The following is an 18,426-nucleotide window of genomic DNA, read 5'->3' on the forward strand; positions in this document are numbered from 1 at the left end:
CTCAGCCGGGATTCACCGGATGCTAATCCAGGCCGTGCCGATTAGGCGGGTCCTAATCGGCACGGAAGAAATCTGTAGTTTTCCGGCGCCTGCCTCAACTTATGAGTAGTCTCTCGGCATCAACCTAATGGCGCTCGCCAGACTGGCTTGCGCCGCGGCTCGAGGAAAGCTCCATGCGCGATCCACGCTACGACATTCTGTTCGAGCCCATGAAGATCGGTCCGGTGACCGCCAAGAACCGCTTCTATCAGGTTCCGCATTGCAATGGCGGCGGCTACCGCGATCCATCTGCTGCGGCCGAGATGCGCCGCATCAAGTCGGAAGGCGGCTGGGGCGTCATTTTCACCGAGCAGACCGAAATGCACCATACCTCGGAGATCACGCCCTTCATCGAGCTCAGGCTGTGGGACGACGCCGATATCCCAGCACTGGCCAAGATGGCCAGCGCCATGCACCAGCATGGCGCGCTGGCCGGCATCCAGCTGGCCTATTCAGGCATCAACGGCCCGAATCTCTACACCAAGGAAGTGCCACGCGGACCGTCGGCCCTGCCCATCCGGACCTTCACCAACGATCCGGTTCAGGCGCGCGCCATGGATAAGCAAGATATCCGCGACCTGCGCCGCTGGCACCGCAATGCCTTCAAGCGTGCCAGGCGGGCGGGCTTCGACCTGGTTTGTCTCTACGGCGCGCATGGCTTCGGCATCATCCAGCACTTCCTGTCTACCGCCACCAACCAGCGCAGCGACGAATATGGCGGCTCGCTGGAAAACCGCTCGCGGCTGATGCGTGAGCTGATCGAAGAGGGCCGGGATGCCATCGGCGACACCTGCGGCCTGACGCTGCGGCTGTCGCTGGACGAGATGATCGGCGAGCTTGGCTTCGCCAATTCCGAAGTGCGTGACATGATCGAGATGCACGCCGACCTGCCCGATCTCTGGGATCTGGCTCATGGCGCCTGGGAGGACTGCTCCGGGCCGTCGCGGTTCAAGGAGGAGGCCGCGCAGGAGAGCCTCGTGTCCGGCATCAAGAAGCTGACCTCGAAGCCGGTCGTCGGTGTCGGTCGCTTCACGTCGCCCGATGTGATGGTGAAGATGATCAGGTCCGGCACGCTTGATTTCATCGGCTGTGCGCGGCCATCGATTGCCGATCCCTTCCTGCCGAAGAAGGTGGAGGAGGGGCGGATCGAGGATATTCGCGAATGCATCGGCTGCAACATCTGCATTACCGGCGACATGACGATGTCCATCTCGCGCTGCACGCAGAATCCAACGTTCATGGAGGAGTGGCGCAAAGGCTGGCATCCGGAACACATGCAGGCCAAGGGCGACAGCGAGAGCGTGCTGATCGTCGGCGCCGGCCCTGCCGGGCTGGAGGCCGCTCGCGCACTCGGCCTGCGTGGCTATAAGGTGGCCGTTGCCGAAGCCGGCACCGAACTCGGCGGCCGCGTGGCGCGCGAATGCCGCTTGCCTGGCCTCTCCGCATGGGGCCGCGTGCGCGACTATCGCCAGTATCAGCTCAGCCAAATGTCGAATGTCGACGTCTACTTCGAAAGCCGGTTGTCTGCCGAGGACATATTGGCCTTCGGCTTTCAAAACGTTGCCATCGCCACCGGCTCGACATGGCGCAGCGACGGCGTGGCGCGCGCGCATGTCGTGCCGATGCCGATCGATCCGGTCATGCCGGTCTACACGCCGGACGATCTGATGGGCGGCAATGTGCCGACCGGCAATGTCGTGCTGTTCGACGACGACCACTACTACATGGGTGGCGTTCTGGCGGAGCTTATGGCGCGCCAGGGCGCGAAGGTGACGCTGGTGACGCCATCCGCCTATGTATCCGACTGGACCCGCAACACGCTGGAGCAGGGCGCCATCCATCGCCGGCTGGCTGACCTCGGCGTTGAGATCGTGTTGAACCGGATCGTGACGCGCATTGTGCCGGGAGGTGTTGCCACCGCCTGTGCATATACTGGCAACCGACGTGACATCGCCGCAGACGCTGTGGTGCTGGTGACGTCGCGCCAACAGGACGATGGCGTCTGGCAGGGCTTGAAGGCGCGGAGGGACGAATGGGCCGATAACGGCATTCGCTCGATCAAGGTCATCGGCGATGCCGAGGCGCCGGGGCCGATCGCGTGGGCAACTTATGCGGGGCACCGCTTTGCTCGCGAGCTGGATGAAGCCGATATTGGCGACGCACTGCCCTTCCGTCGCGAGATCACGGCATTGGCCGCGGAATAGTTTGAGAAGAAATAGATAGATTTGAAGCCGTTCATGCTTCTGTTGCTCAGCATTCGACGAGCCACAAATTCGCGAGGATGTATCGGCGCCCCGAACCTTTGGAGATAGCCAGGCGCCCAGACGGAGAAGGCAGATAGCCCAGTTCTCGTTTGCTGCACTACTGCATTTGGATTCCGTTCATCGGCATCATGTTGTGATTGAGGTGCGTCATGATCCAGACGGAACCGAGCACGACAAGCACGACAATGAATACGCCGAAGGCCAGCGCCAGGACGTTGTTCGTGTTGTCCGGGCCTGTGGTGAGATGAATGAAAAAGACGAGGTGCACGCCCATCTGCGCAATGGCGAGCACAACGAGCGCGGAGATGATCGCCGGCTGGTAGATGAGACCGCTCTGCGCCGCGACGAAAGAGGCGATGGTCAGCAGGATGGCCAGGCCAAACCCTGTCACGTAGCCCAGCAGGCCGCCGGCCACCTCCTGCTCGTTGATGCGCTCTTCGCCAGGCGCGGAATCGTCAAGGTCGGCGAATTCTTCGGGGCGGTGGTCACGATCGCTCATGCGCTGGCTCCCAGAAGATACACGAGAGTGAAGATCGCGATCCAGATGATGTCCAGCGCATGCCAGAACAGGTTGAAACACTGAAGGCGACGCAAGATGTCGGCGCGAAAACCCTTCACCCAAAGCTGCGCGATCATCGTGCCCAGCCAGAGCAGGCCCATTCCCACGTGCAGGCCATGGCATCCAACCAGCGCAAAGAAGGCAGAAAGGAAGGCGCTGCGCGAAGGACCGGCACCTTCCTCGATCATTCCGGCGAATTCCTGCACCTCGAGGACAAGAAATGCGGCGCCCAGGATCCCTGTCACAAGCAGCCAGATCTGTGTCCAGACCATATCGCGCCGGTGGCTGGCAAGACTTCCCAGACCGCAAGTGAAGCTGGAGGTGAGAAGCAGCCCGGTCTGGATCGCGACCCTGGGGAGCTCGAACAGATCGACGCCGGACGGGCCCCCGGCGATCTCCTTCGCCAGCACGGCGTAGGCCGCGAAGAAGGCCGAGAACATGATGATGTCGGACAGCAGGAAAATCCAGAAGCCGTAGGCGACGGTCACGAATTTCGAAGCCGGTCCACCTTCGCCGTGCCCCGTCGCACCATGACTATGGCCGGAGCCGTGGCCGAGCCGATGTGGATCTGGCCTGCCAGGCGAAATGGCGCCTGGCAGCGCTCCCGAAACCGCGCTCATGCGAGTTCCTCCCCGTGCTTAGACCAAGCAGGCTGACCGGCGCGTTCAATGCGCTCGAGCTCTTCGGCGGACACCTCATATTCGGCGACGTCACGCCAGGCAAAGACCACGAAGGTGGCGTAGGCGCCGATAAGACCGATGATGGCTAGCCACCAGATGTGCCATATGAGCGCGAATCCAACGAGGGTCGCGAAGAAGGCGGCCACGAATCCGGTAGGACTGTTCTTCGGCATCTCGATCGGTTCATAGGCCGGCTCCTCGCCCGAATCCTGCATTTCGATCCTGCGCTGCTTCATGGTCCAGTAGGCTTCCTCGCCTCCCACATGCGGAAGTCTGGCAAAATTGAAGCTTGGCGGCGGAGACGATGTAGACCATTCCAGCGAGCGGCCGTCCCATGGGTCGCCGGTTTCGTCGCGCAACTCATCACGGTGCCTGATTGATACGACAAGCTGCGTGATCTGACAGGCCGCACCAACGATCATCACAAGAATACCGCAGGCCGCAACGATCAGCCAAGGCACCCAAGGGTCGATTTCGATGTGCTGAAGGCGGCGCGTCATCCCCTGCAGCCCGACGATATACAGTGGCAGGAAGACGAGAATGAACCCGAGCAGCGTGAACCAGAACGCCGCCTTGCCCCAGCCTTCATGCAGCCGGAAGCCGAACGCCTTCGGGAACCAATAGGTGAAGCCTGCGAAAGCCCCAAACAGCACGCCTGCGATGATGACATTGTGGAAATGCGCAACAAGGAACATCGAGTTGTGCAGCATGAAATCGGCAGGCGGAACGGCCAGCAGCACGCCGGTCATGCCGCCGACGGTGAAGGTGGTGATGAAGCCGATGGCCCACAGCATCGGCGTGTCGAAGCGAATGCGTCCGCCATACATGGTGAAGAGCCAGTTGTAGATCTTCACGCCGGTACCGACTGCAATGATCGAGGTGGCGATGCCGAAGGCGGCATTCACATCTGCGCCGGCGCCCATGGTGAAGAAGTGATGCAGCCACACCATGAAAGAAACGATGCAGATGAAGAGCGTAGCGGCCACCATCGAACGGTAACCGAACAGCGGCTTTGACGAGAAGGTGGAGAACACTTCCGAAAAGATGCCGAAGGCGGGCAGCACGAGGATATAGACCTCCGGATGGCCCCAGGCCCAGATGAGGTTCACGAACATCATAGGGTTGCCGCCAGCCTCGTTCGTGAAGAAGTGGAACCCTAGATAGCGATCGAGCGTGAGCATCGCCAATGTCGCCGTCAGGATGGGAAACGCCGCGACGATGAGGAGGTTGGCGGCGAGCGAGGTCCAGCAGAACATGGGCATGCGCAGATAGCCCATCCCCAGAGCGCGCATCTTCAGAATCGTGGCAACCAGATTGACGCCGGTCATCAGCGTGCCGACGCCCGAGATCTGGATCGCCCAGAGATAGTAATCGACGCCGACGCCCGGGGAGTAGTCGAGCTCCGATAGCGGCGCGTAGGGGAGCCACCCGGTGCGGGCGAATTCGCCAATCACCAGTGAAATATTGACAAGCAGTGCACCCGACGCAGTCAGCCAGAAGCTGACGGAATTGAGCGTCGGAAAGGCCACATCGCGCACGCCGAGTTGCAGCGGCACCACGAGATTCATGAGGCCGATCATGAACGGCATTGCGCCGAAGAAGATCATGATGGTGCCGTGCGCGGAAAATATCTGGTCATAGTGGTCGGGCGGCAGATAGCCTGGCCCATGTATGGCGGCGATCTGCTGGGTGCGCATCATGATCGCGTCGATGAAACCGCGCAGCAGCATAAGCACCGCCAAAAGTACGTACATGACGCCGATCCGCTTGTGGTCCACCGAGGTGATCCACTCGCGCCACAGGTAGGGCCAGAAGCCTTTGACGGTGATCCAGGCCAACACGCCGATAGCCGCAAGGAAGACGACGAGAGCGGCGATGAGGGGGATCGGCTCATCGAAGGGAATCGCGGACCAGTCGAGCTTTCCCAGCATGGTTCAACCGCCTCCGTGTCGTTCATGTCTGGCATTCGGGTCCGCCGGCGTGGCTGGACCCAAAGGATCGGGGTGGACCCGTGGATTGCCGCCGCGGCCTTCGTTTGGCCCGGGTGCTGGCGGCAGGTATTGACGCACCACCGCATCAAACAGCCCTGGCTGAACATGCGAGAACGCAAACGGAGCGACGTCCTGGCTTTGTCGAGCGAGTTCGCGGTACGCCCCCGCGTTCAGGGTCTGGCCGCCGCCGCGGAGGCCCGCCGTCCACTGGGCGAACGCTTCGGGCGGCACGATCCGCACCCGAAAATTCATGTCCGAGAAACCGTCGCCGCTGTAGTGGGCCGACTGGCCATACAGGACGCCAGGCTTGTCGGCCAGGAGGTTGAGCTCGCTTTCCATACCGTTCATCGCGTAAATCATGCTCCCGAGCTGCGGAACGAAAAATGTGTTCATTACGCTCGCCGAGGTCAGACGGAACCGCACCGGCGTGCCTGCAGGCATGACCAGTTCGTTGACGCTCGCGATTTGCTGGTCGGGGTAGATGAACAGCCATTTCCAATCGAGCGCGACGACTTGCACCTCGAGCGGCGAATTGGTCGACGATAGAGGCTTGCGAGGGTCGAGCTGATGGGATCCGTAATAAATTAGACCCCCGAGAAAGAGGATCGTCAGCGTGGGAATTGACCAAACGATGAGCTCTATCCGGCCTGAATAGGTGAATCCTGGATCATATTTGGCGCGGGTGTTGGAAGCGCGAAACCACCATGCAAACCATAGCGCGGCGACGATGGTCGGGACGACGATCACCAACATGACGGCCAGCGAGTTGAGCAGGATTGTCCGATTGCCGGCGCCGACCGGCCCTTGTGGGTCGAGCACGCCGCCTGCGCAGCCGGCGAGCTCGACCGTGCCCAGCAAGAGAATGGTAAGGCCTGACGAGCCAGCCCGCTTCATGTTCGTCCCTATGGTAGGTGATCACATAGTCACCCGGCTCCGGTTCGTTCGTGGCCACCGGCCACGGGCCGAAACTATGCGCATCGACGCGAAATCAGCTCCCTCAGCAACGGCTTCAACTTGCAGTGAGAAAGACCGTATACGTCGAAGAATTTCCTGTCTCTCTGGTTTTAGGTGCGAAACAGATAAGCCGCCGGTCCGCGGAAAGCCGAACATTCAGGGGCCGAATTTGTTCCCGGGCATTTACGCGAGGCAAAGTTAACGTTTGGCGGAGTTGGTGTGCAGTCCGTGAGAAGCGGCAACCGCGGCCCAGTCCGATGTGCCCGCCAAGGTCGGCACATAACTTGCTTATCAAATACGGGAGACACATCAGGGGAATTTCGTCATGCAAGAAGCAACTGCAACTCATCCTGAGGGCAATACCCTCTTCCCGATCGTGCTTTCGATCGTCGCTGCAGCGGCGACCGGAGTGCTCTGGGCCTATGCGAACCCGATCCAACTCGTTCCCGGCGTCATCCAGTGGCGCATCTTCGCCTTTCTGCCCCCGCTGGTGGGCATCCTGCTCGGCTGGAAGAGCGGTTTCATCTGCGGCTATCTCGGCACCATAGTCTGGTCGCTGCTGGCCGGTACCTTCATCCCCGCTCATTCGCTCATCGTCGACGGCATCATGGTAGGCCTCACTGGCCTCTTGCCCGGGCTGATATTCGACCCAGCGAGGACGAAATTCGATCGCAACACGCTGATCAAAATTGCGGCAGTGTGCCTCATCGTTGGCCTTGTGATGGTCGTCGCGGTCTCGGCCAGTCTCGCTTATCTCGGCATTTTCCCCTTCTGGTGGGCGGTGATGTATCTGGGCCTGTCGGACATCGTGCCGATGATCATAGGCACGCCGCTTCTTGTTGTCCCAGCGCTGAAGATACTCAAGAGCGCGCATCCGGCCGGTTTCACGCGCTTTTGAGCGCAGGTAAGATTTGAAAAGTGCTTGAACTGAACGATGTGACGGTGGGCTTCGGCGATGCGCCGATGGCAGTCACCGAAGCCACGATGACCATTGCACGTGGCGAGCGCCTGCTCGTGTGCGGGGCGGCAGGCGGGGCCAAGACCACGTTGCTCAACGTGGCGGGAGGGATCATCCCCCGCCTCGTTGCCCCTCGCCACTTCTCCGGCTCGGTTTCATTCGATGGCCAGCCGCTGTCGACCTTGTCGAAGGATGCCCTTTTTACCAAGATCGGCATCGTCACTCAGAATGTCGAGGACCAGCTTTGGGACCTCGGTGTCGAGGACCTGATCGCGTTCCCGCTGGAAAACCGGGGCGTGGAAAAGAAACTTATCCGCCGCAGGCTGCAGATTCTGCTCGATGAGCTTGAACTCAATCCGCTGCGGGGGAGGCGAGTACTCACTCTCTCCGGCGGCGAACGGCGGATGGTGGCAATCGCAGCTGCCCTTGCGGCTACGCCTGTGCTGCTTGTGCTCGACGAGCCCACGACAGGGCTCGATCCAGCTGCCCGTGCACGGCTGGTTCGAATTCTCGCGAAGCTTGCCGACGAGGTGCCCTCGTTGCTTGTCGCCGAGCAGGATCCGGGTGCATTCAAATCTGTCGCTGAAAATGTGCGCCTGCTCGTGTCGGGCAGGCTTTCGGAGGCCGTCGCCGCGCGCACGATAATGACACAGCAAGAGCCATGGCTGGAGGCGGGCATCCTGCCGCCCAATCATCGGACGACCTGCACTCCGTCCTTTCCTGCCGGCGACGTGCTGCTTTCGGTTTCCGGCATCCGCACCCGGCTTGCGCGCCCCGACGGCGTCCCGGTATTGCGTGATGTCTCGCTCCAGATTCGCGCCGGGGAGCACGTGGCGCTGATAGGGCGCAACGGCGCAGGCAAGACGACGCTGTTCCAGTCGATCCTCGGCTTGGCGAAGCTCGCCGCAGGATCGATCCGTATTGGCGGCGAACCGGCCGACGGCTGGACCGTTGCGCGCCGCGCCCGCGCGATCGCGTATCTTCCGCAGAACATGCGCCGCATCCTGTTCAACATGACTGTGCTCGAGGAAGTCATTTTCTCCATGACCGCAGGCGCGGCAGCCGACGATTTAGTAAGGAGGGAGGCGCATGCCGCGCTAGAGAAATACGAAATTAAAGGGTTGGCCGAAGCCAACCCCTTCGCGCTTTCGACGAGGCAGCAGGCATTGCTGGGGCTTGCCTGCGCCGATGCGGCGCAGGCATCGATAGCGATCCTGGACGAGCCGCTGCTTGCGCGCGACCTGCAGGGCAGACGCATGCTGGACCTGTTCATCGGGTCCATGCTGTCGTCGGGGCGCGCGATCATGCTCATCTCGCATGATCTCGACCTCGTCCAAGATGTCGCCTCGCGCACGCTGATACTGGACGAAGGGCAGATCGTCTTCGACGGCGCGCCGCAGCAAGCCTGGGCGTCGAGCGCGTTCTCCCAGCTCGGTTGGCCCGCACCGACGGCTCTATCGACCGGAGCAGCGGCATGAAACGGATCTATGAGCTCAACTTTTTCGTGAAATTGACGGGTGCATTCACGATCATGCTGGTGGCTTGGCTTGCGCCGGACTGGCGCTTTGGCGTGCCCCTGGCCCTGCTTTCTCTCGTTTTCCTGAGCGTGATGCAGGTGCCCGGCTTGCGCGGCTATCTCAAGGGTGCGGCGCTTCTCGTGCTTCTGGTCATGGCGAGTTGGATCGGCAATCTCCTGCTGCAGGGGCTTTCGCCTGCCGATGCCCTGCCGATCGCCGCCGGGATGGCTGCACGCCTCATCACGACGACCGCGGCATTCTATTTCGTCATGGAGACAAGCACTCCAGGCTCTATCCTGGCAGTGGCCAGTGCAGCTCGTCTCCCGCCCATTGTCACTCTGATCCTGTCGCTCACCTTCGGCATCATCCCGATGCTGCGCGAGGATTTCGAGCGCATCGCCGACGCGCAGCGCGCACGCGGCATGGAGATCGACAACGTCTCGCTACCCACTCGATTGCGCTTTGCGCTCGCACGCGGTGTGCCGCTTCTAGTGCAGGCCATCCGCTTGGCGCACGCCATCTCGCTTTCGCTTTCCATCTACGGGTTCGACATGAACCGAAAGCGCACAACGTGGCGCAATGTGGGCCTGCTGATCGAACCCCGACTCGCTCATCAAGGACAAACAAAATGACCCAGGAAACCGCCTTTTCGCCGATAACCGGGCAAAACTGGCCGGTCGACGTCGCCGGCTTGCAGGTCGACTTGCCGATCGTCGCGATCAGGCCGGATTTCGCCATCTCGCTGATGATGGTCATCGATCTCGGAGTAAGGTTCGGCGAGCATGTCGGCCGCAAGTTGGCCGAGAAACTGCGACCGCTCAAACCCGACGTGATCGTGGGCGCGGCCACGCTTGGCATTCCCGTCGCCATCGAAGTGAGCCGCGCCTTGAGCCTCGATAACTACGTGATCTTGCAGAAATCGCCAAAGATCCATCTGGGCGACGCGCTCGTCCAGCACATCTCCTCCATCACCTCGAAGGGCGAGCAGCGCCTGCTTCTCGACCGCCGCGCGATACCGTTCCTAGCAGGCAAACGCGTCGTGGTGGTTGACGATGTCGTGGCGTCCGGCTCAAGCCTAAAGGGCTCGGTCGAGTTGGCGCGCAGCGCGGGCGCGGAAGTGGTCGGCATCGGTGTGATCCTCACCGAGGCGCGGGATTGGCAAGAAACGCTTGGGCCGGACCAGGCACTGATCCACAGCCTTGCGCATATCCCGCAATTCGCATTAGGCAAGGACGGCTGGAGCCCCATTCCAGAAACCTTTCTCTAGCGAACCGGTCCCGTACACTAGCCGGTTGCCGGTAGCGCCATACGTGCGGAAAACATCAGTCACCGACTGACACACATCGTATCTCTGCTCGAAGTCGGGAAAGAGATGAGCGGGAAAGACCGCTCGATCTTCTCCAATACAAGAACGCCTCGACCATCATTCTCGTGATCTTCGTCGTCGTGGTGTTGATGGAGTTCGCGACGGATCGCTTGCGCTCGAAGATCCAGTAGCTGCGGCCATGTGCGTGCAAAATCGACACGACACGGTTCCGCATCCTAGGGCACGAAGATAAGGAACAGATAGGCGACAAACACGACGAGATGAACGAGCCCCGTCAGCATCGTTGTTCGGCCCGTCCCAAAGCTCACGATGCTAATGGCAAGCGCGAGGAGGAGAAGCACAGTATCCCCCGGACCCAGACCAAGCATCAGGCTTCGTCCTGTGAGCAGGCTCGCCACCCCGATTGCCGGGATTGTCAGGCCGATCGTCGCGCAAGCGGAGCCGAGGGCGACATTCAGTCCTCGCTGAAGTTCGTTATTAAGCGCTGCCCGAACGGCCGATACCGCTTCCGGCATAAGCACAAGCGCAGCGACGAAGAAGCCCACGATTGCGTCCGCCTGGGTAATTTGAAGAAATGCGAGCCCATCCTCGATGCTGCCGGCCACCTGCTCGGTCAGAAGAACGATCCCTGCCAGCCCGACAAATAAAAGGAGCACGTTGGTAGTCACTTTCCCACCCTCAGATACATGCTCCTCATGTTCGGCTCTGGACGTCAGATCCTCGATAAAATCGCCCCGTTGGCGCACCATCTGTGCAAAGACGAACGCACCATAGAGGAGAACTGAAAGGACGCTCACGAATGCGAGTTGCGATGCGGAGAACACACCGGGGCTTGTTGCAAGGGTGTAGTTTGGAAGGATCAGCGTAAGAACCGTCAGCGCCATAATGACGGCAAGGGAAGCGTTGGTGCCCTGACGTTTGATGTCCTGATATCGATGCTTCAGCCCACCCAGGGTGAGGCAGACCCCGACCACACCAGTGCACACGATCATGACCGTCGAGAACACGGACTCGCGTGCCAGCGTCGGATTGTTCGCGCCGTGCAGCATCATCGAAACGATGACCGATGCTTCGATGGCAGTGACCGAAAACGTCAACAGCAGCGTGCCGTAAGGTTCACCGAGCCGCCGTGCGACGGCTTCTGCATGATGCAAAACCACAAACACGGTCGCGAAGATGAGGATGGCGACCACGATCAAAGCCAGGATCTTGATCGAAAGCAGCGAATGCTCGATCGACGCGCCGCCGAAATGAATTAGTGCGGCCAGGCCCAAGGAACCGATTGGGAACAGATATTGGGCGATCGGTCGTCGATGAACAGCCAAGACGGATTTCCTTCATCCCATCGACGGTCGCAGATTGGGTATTACAGAGACTGACCGAAGCCCATGGTGTCAGTCTACTTGCGGCTGCCGGCCCGTTCAATGGCCGCGTGCACGACCGACTTGGCGTAACGAAATTGGCCGAGCTCGATGCCGCATAGGCCGGATCACAATTAAGCCTTGAGTTTTCACGCTTCCGGCAATAGCTAGGTGCTACCAGGCCGGGCCCCTCTGGCAGTCCATCAGGACTGTGATGTCGGACTGGAATTCCAATCCGGGTGGCCTGGCTTTGAGTTTCTTCAGCTGTAGCGGCATTTCTCTCATCATACGCGGTGTCCGCGTTGCTCTACGGTTATGCTCGCAAGCCTCGTCACCCCTAGCTGAACGCAAGGGTGCCGTATGACAGAATTTTTCAGTCCTGAAGCAATGACCGCTCTCTTGCAGGTCATCATGATCGACCTGGTGCTGGCCGGCGACAATGCCATCGTTATCGGCCTTGCCGCGGCCGGGCTACCCAAAGAGCAGCGCAGAAACGCCATCGTCATTGGTATCGTCGCAGCGGCCGTTCTGCGCATCGGCTTTGCGGCCGCCACAACCCAGCTCCTGCAGATCGTCGGCTTGCTGTTTGCCGGCGGGATATTGCTGTTGTGGGTCTGCTGGAAGATGTGGCGCGAACTTCGGCAAAACCATGCACAGGAAACACAGGCGATCGAAGCGCTTTCGGAAAGCGACGTTGACTACGATGGCGTCGTAGCTGGCAAAGCCTCACGCAAGACGCTGGCGCAGGCAACCTGGCAGATCATCATCGCCGATGTCTCTATGTCGCTCGACAATGTTCTGGCGGTAGCGGGTGCTGCGCGCGAACATCCGAACGTATTGATCTTCGGCCTTGTCCTCTCCGTCGCGCTGATGGGCATTGCCGCAAACTTCATTGCCAATCTGCTTCAGAAGCATCGCTGGATTGCCTATGTCGGCCTGGTGGTCATCCTCTACGTAGCTGGCGACATGATCTATCGCGGTACTCTTGAACTTATGCCTCACGTCGCGGGCTCTTAAGACGCAAAAAGTGGATCGGCCGGAACCGCATCGTTCCGGCCGGTCTGTTCCTAAGCAAGCTTGATCGAAAGTTATTCCTCCCTCGACCCGCTCCCTTACGATTTAGAGCGGACCCGCTCGATCCGGCGATAGAGAAAGAATATCCTGGTGCTCAGATTTGCGTAAGTCGCGGCTTGCCCCCACGCAAACGACCAAATCGGAAGCCATCTGAAACGGCTGAGCGGACCATAAGCATCTCGCCTATGGTTTCGTGTGTCATGAGCCCGACCAGTCGATCGGAATTGTCCACGACCGCAACGGCAGGCACATCTGCCCGCTGCATGAGGCGCAGGCTTTCCTCGAGACTTTTGCGGTAATGTATTTTCGGGATATCGTTGCGCATTGCGCTCGCGACCGGTTCAGCGGGGCCCTTTTCCTTCAATGTCCGGATCATGTCGTTGCGTGTCACCAGTCCTTCAAGATGGCCAGCGGAATCGATGACCGGGAATTCATGCTGCGTGGTCGCGAGCAGCATCTCGATTGCCTCGTCGAGCGTCGCCGACCGGTCCAGCCGGGCGATCTCGGTGATCATCACGTCCCCGACAAGCACGCTTGTGGCGACCTCGCGGATCTGTGCGTTCTGGGCTTCCGCTGCCGCGGCGAGATAGACGAAGATGCCGATGAAGATCAGCAGAGGGTTGTAGAACAGCCCAAGGAAACCGAAGACGAAGGCCAATCCTTGCCCGATCGTGGCGGCGATCTGGGTCGCGCGCGACCAGGAGAGGCGGGCGGCGAGGGCGGCGCGCAGGATACGGCCGCCATCCATCGGGAAGGCCGGGATCATGTTGAAAAGGACCAAGAAGACATTGACCCCTGCAAGCCTGGCGAGAAAATTCGTGCGCGGGTCCTCGATCCCGGCCATCTGTTCGACACCCGCCGACCCGCCGAGCAAGGCGAAGATCAGCGCGGCGATCGCGACATTGACCAGCGGCCCCGCGACCGCGATCACGAACTCCTGCCCCGGCTCGTCGGGCATGCGTTCCAGCCTGGCCACGCCGCCGATCGGGAAAAGCGTGATGTCCGGCGTGCTGATGCCGAAATATCGTGCGGCAGCGATGTGGCCAAACTCATGCAGGACCACGCAGGCAAAGACGGCAATGATGAACGCAACACCTTCCCAGGCCGCCGGCGTGCCGCCGATCCGATAGTGCGTCAACCAAATCCAGACGAGCAGAAGCAGGAAGGTAAAGTGAACGCGCACGGTGGTGCCTGCGATCGTCCCGAGGTTCAGCGACCAACCCAAATCTATCCACTCCGAGAGGCCCCACCTTCACCATAGGCTTTGGCAGGGCGCTTGCAATCGTTCGAGAATATCAGGCGCCGACGTGTCGCGGCGTCGGTCAGTGAGTGGTTTGCGAGTGCTCGCCGCCCGGCTTCGAGATGCCGCTTAAAGCCTCTCCCGCTTCTGCCGCTTCGCCATTCGTCGCGAGATCGCCAAGAGAGATGATCCCGACGAGCCTCTTGTCGCGGTTCAGAACCGGAGCCGACGCACCTGCAGGTCGCCCATATTCTCAAGCACATGCTCGACGTCTTCGTCATCGAAGCAATATTTGACCTCCGGGCTCATGACATCACGCACCTTGGCGTCAGGTCCCTTGCCCAACGCTACGCCGCGGATCGCGATATCACGATCGGTGATCATCCCGACCAGCCGGTCGTGGTCGCCCACAGGCATCACGCCGGCGTCGAGCCTTTCCATAGTCTGCGCTACTTCGCGAATGGACTGTTCGGGGTTCGCGACCTGGACATTCCTCGTCATGCAGTTGCCGACTTTCATGGCAATCTCCCTTCTACTTGCGAAGCCCTGCCGCCGGTTTTGGTGTCGACCTAGGAAACGAACTCTTCGGCAGTAACGTTCCCTCGAATCTGAACGGCCCGCAGCAGGTCTCTCACCTGCAGCCGGAAGGGCTGGGAAAGCCCACATCGCCAGGATCTTGCGGTATGTCTTTGACGCGAAGTCGAACCACCCACGGTCGTGCGCTCCAATGCGCGCCCATCGCCGTAGCTGCCGCCGCAGCGACAAACGCCAACGACTGGCCAAACTGGAACCCTGATGGACAATACGACGTTTCAGGGAGACAGCGCAGCCAACGCAGCCAACGGAGAAGTCGAATGCAGCCCTTAGCCGCAAATTCCGCCCGCCACCCCAGCGCGCTTACTATTACCCCGTTCAATGGGACGGTGACGGTCAGGTTCTCCGACGCGATTATTGCCTCAACCGAGCGGGCAAAAGTGCTTCACGAAGAAGGACATGATCCTGTCTTCTATATCCCTTTCGAGGACATCTATTTCGACCTTCTGGAGAAGACGAACACCACAACGCGCAGCCCGTTGAAGGGCACGGCGAGCTACTGGCGGGTTCACGCGGTCGGCGGAGCGGCTGATGATTTCATGTGGGCCTACGAGACGCCCGACGCGCCAGCATTGGCCATCGCCCGCCATGGCGCCTTCGATCCCGACAAGGCGCGGATCGATGCCGATCCTGCCGAGGATAAGCGACATACGCCTCACATCCCCGAGTAGCGCGGCGCTTGAATTTTCCACATCGGGGCGGTCACGCCGCAGACGGCGATCTTTTCCGTCAATCGGTGAATTCTTCGTCGAGGATCCGCAGGCCGGCTTCATATTTCGATGTCGAGGTGCCGACCTGCCGTGCCTGCCACAGATTGTCGGCGAGATCCGCGCGCTTCACCGGCAGCGCCAATGGGTTGGCTGCTGCTCTGCGCACGAAAGCGGGGTCGTCCTCGTCGGGCCTGCGTGTCATGGCATCGACTGCCGACACGATGGAGGTTCCGAAACCAGCCGCCTCGAGCCGATCGCGATCCCAATCGTCGCTTTTCTCTAGAACGTCGTGAAGATAGGCAACGGCCTTCTGGTCGAGCGTTTCGACGGCGTCAACGACCCGGCGGCAATGTTCGATATAGGGGCGCCCGGTCTTGTCTGTCTGCCCGGCATGAGCCTGTTCGGCTATTTTTGCGGCGCGGTAAAGCACGCTCATTGCTTCGATCCTTGCTGGCCTGTGTGTGGTGATGCAACCGGAACGTGCCTCAAAAAAAGCGTGTGGCACCGTAGCCCGTGTCACCGAACGCGCGACGATTGCCTGAGGTTCCAGAGCGCAGGCAGGGCTCCGACACACTGTTGCCGAATGTTGCCGAAGGGTCTCCAGCTTCGCGTCACCGAACCTGCCGTATAGCGTGCCGTCGCCGATCTTTGGGAACACCGGGATAGGTTGCTAGCCTTGAGCGACAGGCCAGATGCGCGGTGTGAGGCGGCTAGCCGCCGTCGGACGGTCCATCGACAATCCCGGAATTGGGCAGAATTCCAAAATCCTGTGACTTGGCACCCTGTGCTGCCGTCAGAAACCCGTCTGCATGGAGACCGCGCCGCAGCAACTCTCTCACGGCCGCCGACCGGCTTGGCATGCGCCTTTCGAAGCGCCAGTTTTCCAACGCAGCCAATTCGTCAGCAGTTAGCATGATCTGCAGTCGTTCGGGTCGTTCGAGTTCGGCCACTTTTGCCTCCAGCCGCTCAAAGTTAGTATTTACCTAAGAATTAGGAAAAGGCTCGCCGAACGTCAAGATCGGTTTATGGGCCGTCGGCGTGAAAGGCTTGCAGTTACTGTGAGAAGTCGATTGTGCAGCCTGCGTTCTATGCTAACTTATTGAATTCACGAATTATTTTATGGATTTCGCTTGTTATTGGAGCCGATGTGGCAGATGCTAATCTCAAGGGACAAACCGCTCCTGAAAGGAGGGTTCTCCATGAGAGACGGTTATTCGGCTCGTTTGTGTCACGATGTTAACCGCCAAGTTTGGGCAGCCGCCCGGTGCAAGGGGATCGTCAATGTCACCGCGGTGGCTGAGGCCGCGCGGCTGCGAAACCTCGCAGAAAACGTCGCACTTGAAGACATCGAATGCCTGGTGCTGCAAGCGGCCCAGTTCTACGGGGCAGCCATGGAATTCGACAGCCTGAGCGTCTTTGAATTAGATAACGTCCATCGGCTTTCAGTTAATCGCGATGCTTTGCCCGAGAGGGGCAACCTCGATGTTCTGGAGGGCAGAACTGTTTCGCTCCATCATCGCGAGCCGGATCGAATGCAATAGGTCCGGCCGAGCGTCAGCACAGTCGAGTCGGAGGGGAAGGGTTTAGCTTCACGGGCGCTTTCAAACGGCCGCGTTATCCGCCACTGACGCCTGGACGAAGTGCAGCGGTGCCTCGAGTGTCCAGGTGACGCCTTGCTCATGGAACTCCAGCCGGCCGCTGCCGCTGAAAGCCTGCGGCGCCACCCGCTCAAGGACGACGGATCCGAAACCGCGACCCCTGACAGCGTCCAGGATCGGCCCGCCCAACTCACGCCAGACTAGTCGAAAGGTTTCGGCACCGTCGCCGGCAGGGATCAGATTCCAATCGATTTCGACACGTCCGTCGCTGCAGGACAGCGCTCCATGTTTTGCCGAATTGGTGGCGAGTTCGTGAAAGGCGATGCCGAGATACTGCACTGCGTTCGGCTGCAGCATCACCAGTGGCCCGGCCGTCGACACGCGAGGCTGCGCTGCGAAGGCCTTGAGTTGTGCCTGGATGAGCTCGCCGACCGTCGCGCCGCGCCACTCGGCATTGACCAGGAGATCATGGGATTCAGAAAGTGCCGTGATGCGCTCCCGAACCTGCCCGAGAAAAGCCTCAGGTGTGCTCGTCAGCTTGCTGGTCTCGCGGATCATCGAGATGATGACCGAGAACTGGTTCTTCACCCGATGGTTGACCTCGCGCATGAGCAGACGGATGCGCCGTTCGTTCTCCTTGTGGGAGCTGATGTCGCGCGCGATCTTGGAGGCGCCGACGACCCGCCCGATGGCGTCGCGGATCGGCGAGACGGTGAGCGAGACCGAAACCAGCGTGCCGTCCTTGCGCAGGCGCATCGTCTCATAGGAGGGGACGCGTTCGCCGACGCGGATCCGGCTGATGATTGAGACTTCCTCGTCGAGACGGTCGGGTGGAATGAGGATCGTCACCGGCCGGCCGATCGCCTCGGCAGATTTGTAGCCGAACAAGCGTTCTGCAGCATCGTTCCAACTGGTGATGATGCCGTTCATGTCCTTCGAGACGATGGCGTCCATTGACGATTCGACAATGGCGGCAAGACGCATGCGGGCTTCATCGCCCAGCGTCTGCGTGCGCAGGTCGAGCAGCGTGTTGATGGCACCGACAACGTTGCCCGCTTCGTCGCGAAGCAGGCGTGGGTGAGCCTTGAACGGGACGAATTCACCGTCCGGCCGCTCCGCAATCGCTTGGTCCCATGAGACGTCCCGTCCTTCGCGCAGCGCCACGGCCATCGGACACTCGCCATGTGCCATATCCCGACCGTCTAGATGACGAAGTTTCCACGAGCCGCACCATAGGTCCCGGCCGATAACCGGACGATGGCCCCAGAGCTCAGCTGCGGCTTCGTTGAAGAAGGTGATGCGTCCCTGCTCGTCGACGGTATAGACGGCAACGGGCAGTGCCTGCAGCAGATCGGCAGAGGGAACGCCCGGAACTCCGAGGCCGACATCGGCTTGTTGAACGAAGTTCACGTACGGCGCCATTCCAGTGGATTTCTGCAGAAGGCTATAATGCGCTTGAGCAATTTCGGTTCCCCGTCGTGACAATCCCCCCTTTGCCCCGCCGGCTGCGGCGACATTCCTGGACGAGGTGCCAGGCCGACACAGGATCACCAGTGAAGT

General features: G+C 60.5%; 17 protein-coding genes and 1 pseudogene. 8 read left to right on the forward strand and 10 right to left on the reverse strand.

Annotated elements, in window-relative coordinates:
• The first annotated feature begins 173 nt into the window (after positions 1 to 173).
• Complete coding sequence (locus CIT25_RS20480) at positions 174 to 2,243, forward strand: oxidoreductase (protein ID WP_095486331.1); 2,070 nt, start codon at positions 174 to 176, stop codon at positions 2,241 to 2,243.
• A gap of 157 nt (positions 2,244 to 2,400) precedes the next feature.
• On the opposite strand, the gene cyoD is transcribed toward CIT25_RS20480, so the two are convergent.
• Genes cyoD through cyoA form a run of 4 tightly spaced genes read right to left on the reverse strand, consistent with a single transcriptional unit; the run spans position 2,401 to position 6,427 of the window.
• Entirely contained in the window at positions 2,401 to 2,802 is a 402-nt protein-coding gene (cyoD, locus tag CIT25_RS20485) for a cytochrome o ubiquinol oxidase subunit IV (RefSeq protein ID WP_095486332.1), read from the reverse strand.
• Positions 2,799 to 3,482, reverse strand: a complete 684-nt coding sequence (gene cyoC / locus CIT25_RS20490) for a cytochrome o ubiquinol oxidase subunit III (protein ID WP_095486333.1) — start codon at positions 3,480 to 3,482, stop codon at positions 2,799 to 2,801. The genes cyoD and cyoC overlap by 4 nt, the downstream gene beginning before the upstream one ends.
• Entirely contained in the window at positions 3,479 to 5,473 is a 1,995-nt protein-coding gene (gene cyoB / locus CIT25_RS20495; protein WP_095486334.1) for a cytochrome o ubiquinol oxidase subunit I, read from the reverse strand. Before cyoB ends, cyoC begins: the two co-directional genes overlap by 4 nt.
• 3 nt (positions 5,474 to 5,476) lie before the next feature.
• Complete coding sequence (gene cyoA, locus CIT25_RS20500; protein ID WP_095486335.1) at positions 5,477 to 6,427, reverse strand: ubiquinol oxidase subunit II; 951 nt, start codon at positions 6,425 to 6,427, stop codon at positions 5,477 to 5,479.
• 385 nt (positions 6,428 to 6,812) lie between these two features.
• On the opposite strand from cyoA, the gene CIT25_RS20505 reads away from it, so the two are divergent.
• From CIT25_RS20505 to CIT25_RS20520, 4 genes are read left to right on the forward strand one after another with little or no spacing between them, the layout of a single operon-like run.
• Positions 6,813 to 7,385: an aminotriazole resistance protein gene (locus CIT25_RS20505; RefSeq protein ID WP_095486336.1), complete on the forward strand. Its 573-nt coding sequence runs from the start codon at positions 6,813 to 6,815 to the stop codon at positions 7,383 to 7,385.
• Between the two features lie 20 nt (positions 7,386 to 7,405).
• Positions 7,406 to 8,923: an ABC transporter ATP-binding protein gene (locus tag CIT25_RS20510; protein WP_095486337.1), complete on the forward strand. Its 1,518-nt coding sequence runs from the start codon at positions 7,406 to 7,408 to the stop codon at positions 8,921 to 8,923.
• Complete coding sequence (locus tag CIT25_RS20515) at positions 8,920 to 9,594, forward strand: energy-coupling factor transporter transmembrane component T family protein (RefSeq protein WP_095486338.1); 675 nt, start codon at positions 8,920 to 8,922, stop codon at positions 9,592 to 9,594. Before CIT25_RS20510 ends, CIT25_RS20515 begins: the two co-directional genes overlap by 4 nt.
• Positions 9,591 to 10,229, forward strand: coding sequence for a phosphoribosyltransferase family protein (locus CIT25_RS20520; protein ID WP_095486339.1), 639 nt, complete (start codon positions 9,591 to 9,593; stop codon positions 10,227 to 10,229). Before CIT25_RS20515 ends, CIT25_RS20520 begins: the two co-directional genes overlap by 4 nt.
• A 275-nt stretch (positions 10,230 to 10,504) precedes the next feature.
• Here the strand turns inward: CIT25_RS20520 and CIT25_RS20530 are convergent, their stop codons facing one another.
• Positions 10,505 to 11,614, reverse strand: coding sequence for a calcium:cation antiporter (locus CIT25_RS20530; protein ID WP_095486340.1), 1,110 nt, complete (start codon positions 11,612 to 11,614; stop codon positions 10,505 to 10,507).
• 396 nt (positions 11,615 to 12,010) lie between these two features.
• Here CIT25_RS20530 and CIT25_RS20535 point away from each other — a divergent pair, with 396 nt between their 5' ends.
• Positions 12,011 to 12,667 carry a TerC family protein gene (locus CIT25_RS20535; RefSeq protein WP_095486341.1) on the forward strand — a complete coding sequence of 219 codons (657 nt, stop codon included), beginning with the start codon at positions 12,011 to 12,013 and terminating at the stop codon, positions 12,665 to 12,667.
• Between the two features lie 151 nt (positions 12,668 to 12,818).
• Here CIT25_RS20535 and CIT25_RS20540 read toward each other — a convergent pair whose 3' ends face one another.
• Both CIT25_RS20540 and CIT25_RS20545 read right to left on the reverse strand, forming a co-directional pair.
• Entirely contained in the window at positions 12,819 to 13,949 is a 1,131-nt protein-coding gene (locus CIT25_RS20540; protein WP_095486342.1) for a site-2 protease family protein, read from the reverse strand.
• A gap of 97 nt (positions 13,950 to 14,046) precedes the next feature.
• Positions 14,047 to 14,483, reverse strand: a pseudogene (locus CIT25_RS20545) (CBS domain-containing protein).
• Between the two features lie 335 nt (positions 14,484 to 14,818).
• Between CIT25_RS20545 and CIT25_RS20550 the strand changes: the two are divergent.
• Entirely contained in the window at positions 14,819 to 15,229 is a 411-nt protein-coding gene (locus CIT25_RS20550) for a DUF427 domain-containing protein (protein WP_095486343.1), read from the forward strand.
• Positions 15,230 to 15,287: 58 nt separating this feature from the next.
• On the opposite strand, the gene CIT25_RS20555 is transcribed toward CIT25_RS20550, so the two are convergent.
• A complete protein-coding gene (locus CIT25_RS20555; protein ID WP_095486344.1) occupies positions 15,288 to 15,704 on the reverse strand; it encodes an HD domain-containing protein in 417 nt (138 codons plus the stop codon).
• A 274-nt stretch (positions 15,705 to 15,978) separates the two neighbouring features.
• Positions 15,979 to 16,218 (reverse strand): hypothetical protein, encoded by a 240-nt coding sequence (locus tag CIT25_RS20560; RefSeq protein ID WP_095486345.1) that lies wholly within the window; start codon positions 16,216 to 16,218, stop codon positions 15,979 to 15,981.
• 249 nt (positions 16,219 to 16,467) lie between these two features.
• On the opposite strand from CIT25_RS20560, the gene CIT25_RS37175 reads away from it, so the two are divergent.
• Complete coding sequence (locus CIT25_RS37175; protein ID WP_206072970.1) at positions 16,468 to 16,809, forward strand: hypothetical protein; 342 nt, start codon at positions 16,468 to 16,470, stop codon at positions 16,807 to 16,809.
• A gap of 60 nt (positions 16,810 to 16,869) precedes the next feature.
• On the opposite strand, the gene CIT25_RS20570 is transcribed toward CIT25_RS37175, so the two are convergent.
• A complete protein-coding gene (locus CIT25_RS20570; protein WP_245329922.1) occupies positions 16,870 to 18,276 on the reverse strand; it encodes a PAS domain S-box protein in 1,407 nt (468 codons plus the stop codon).
• Between the last annotated feature and the right edge of the window lie 150 nt (positions 18,277 to 18,426).

Source organism: Mesorhizobium mediterraneum, from assembly GCF_002284565.1.
GTDB lineage: Bacteria > Pseudomonadota > Alphaproteobacteria > Rhizobiales > Rhizobiaceae > Mesorhizobium > Mesorhizobium mediterraneum.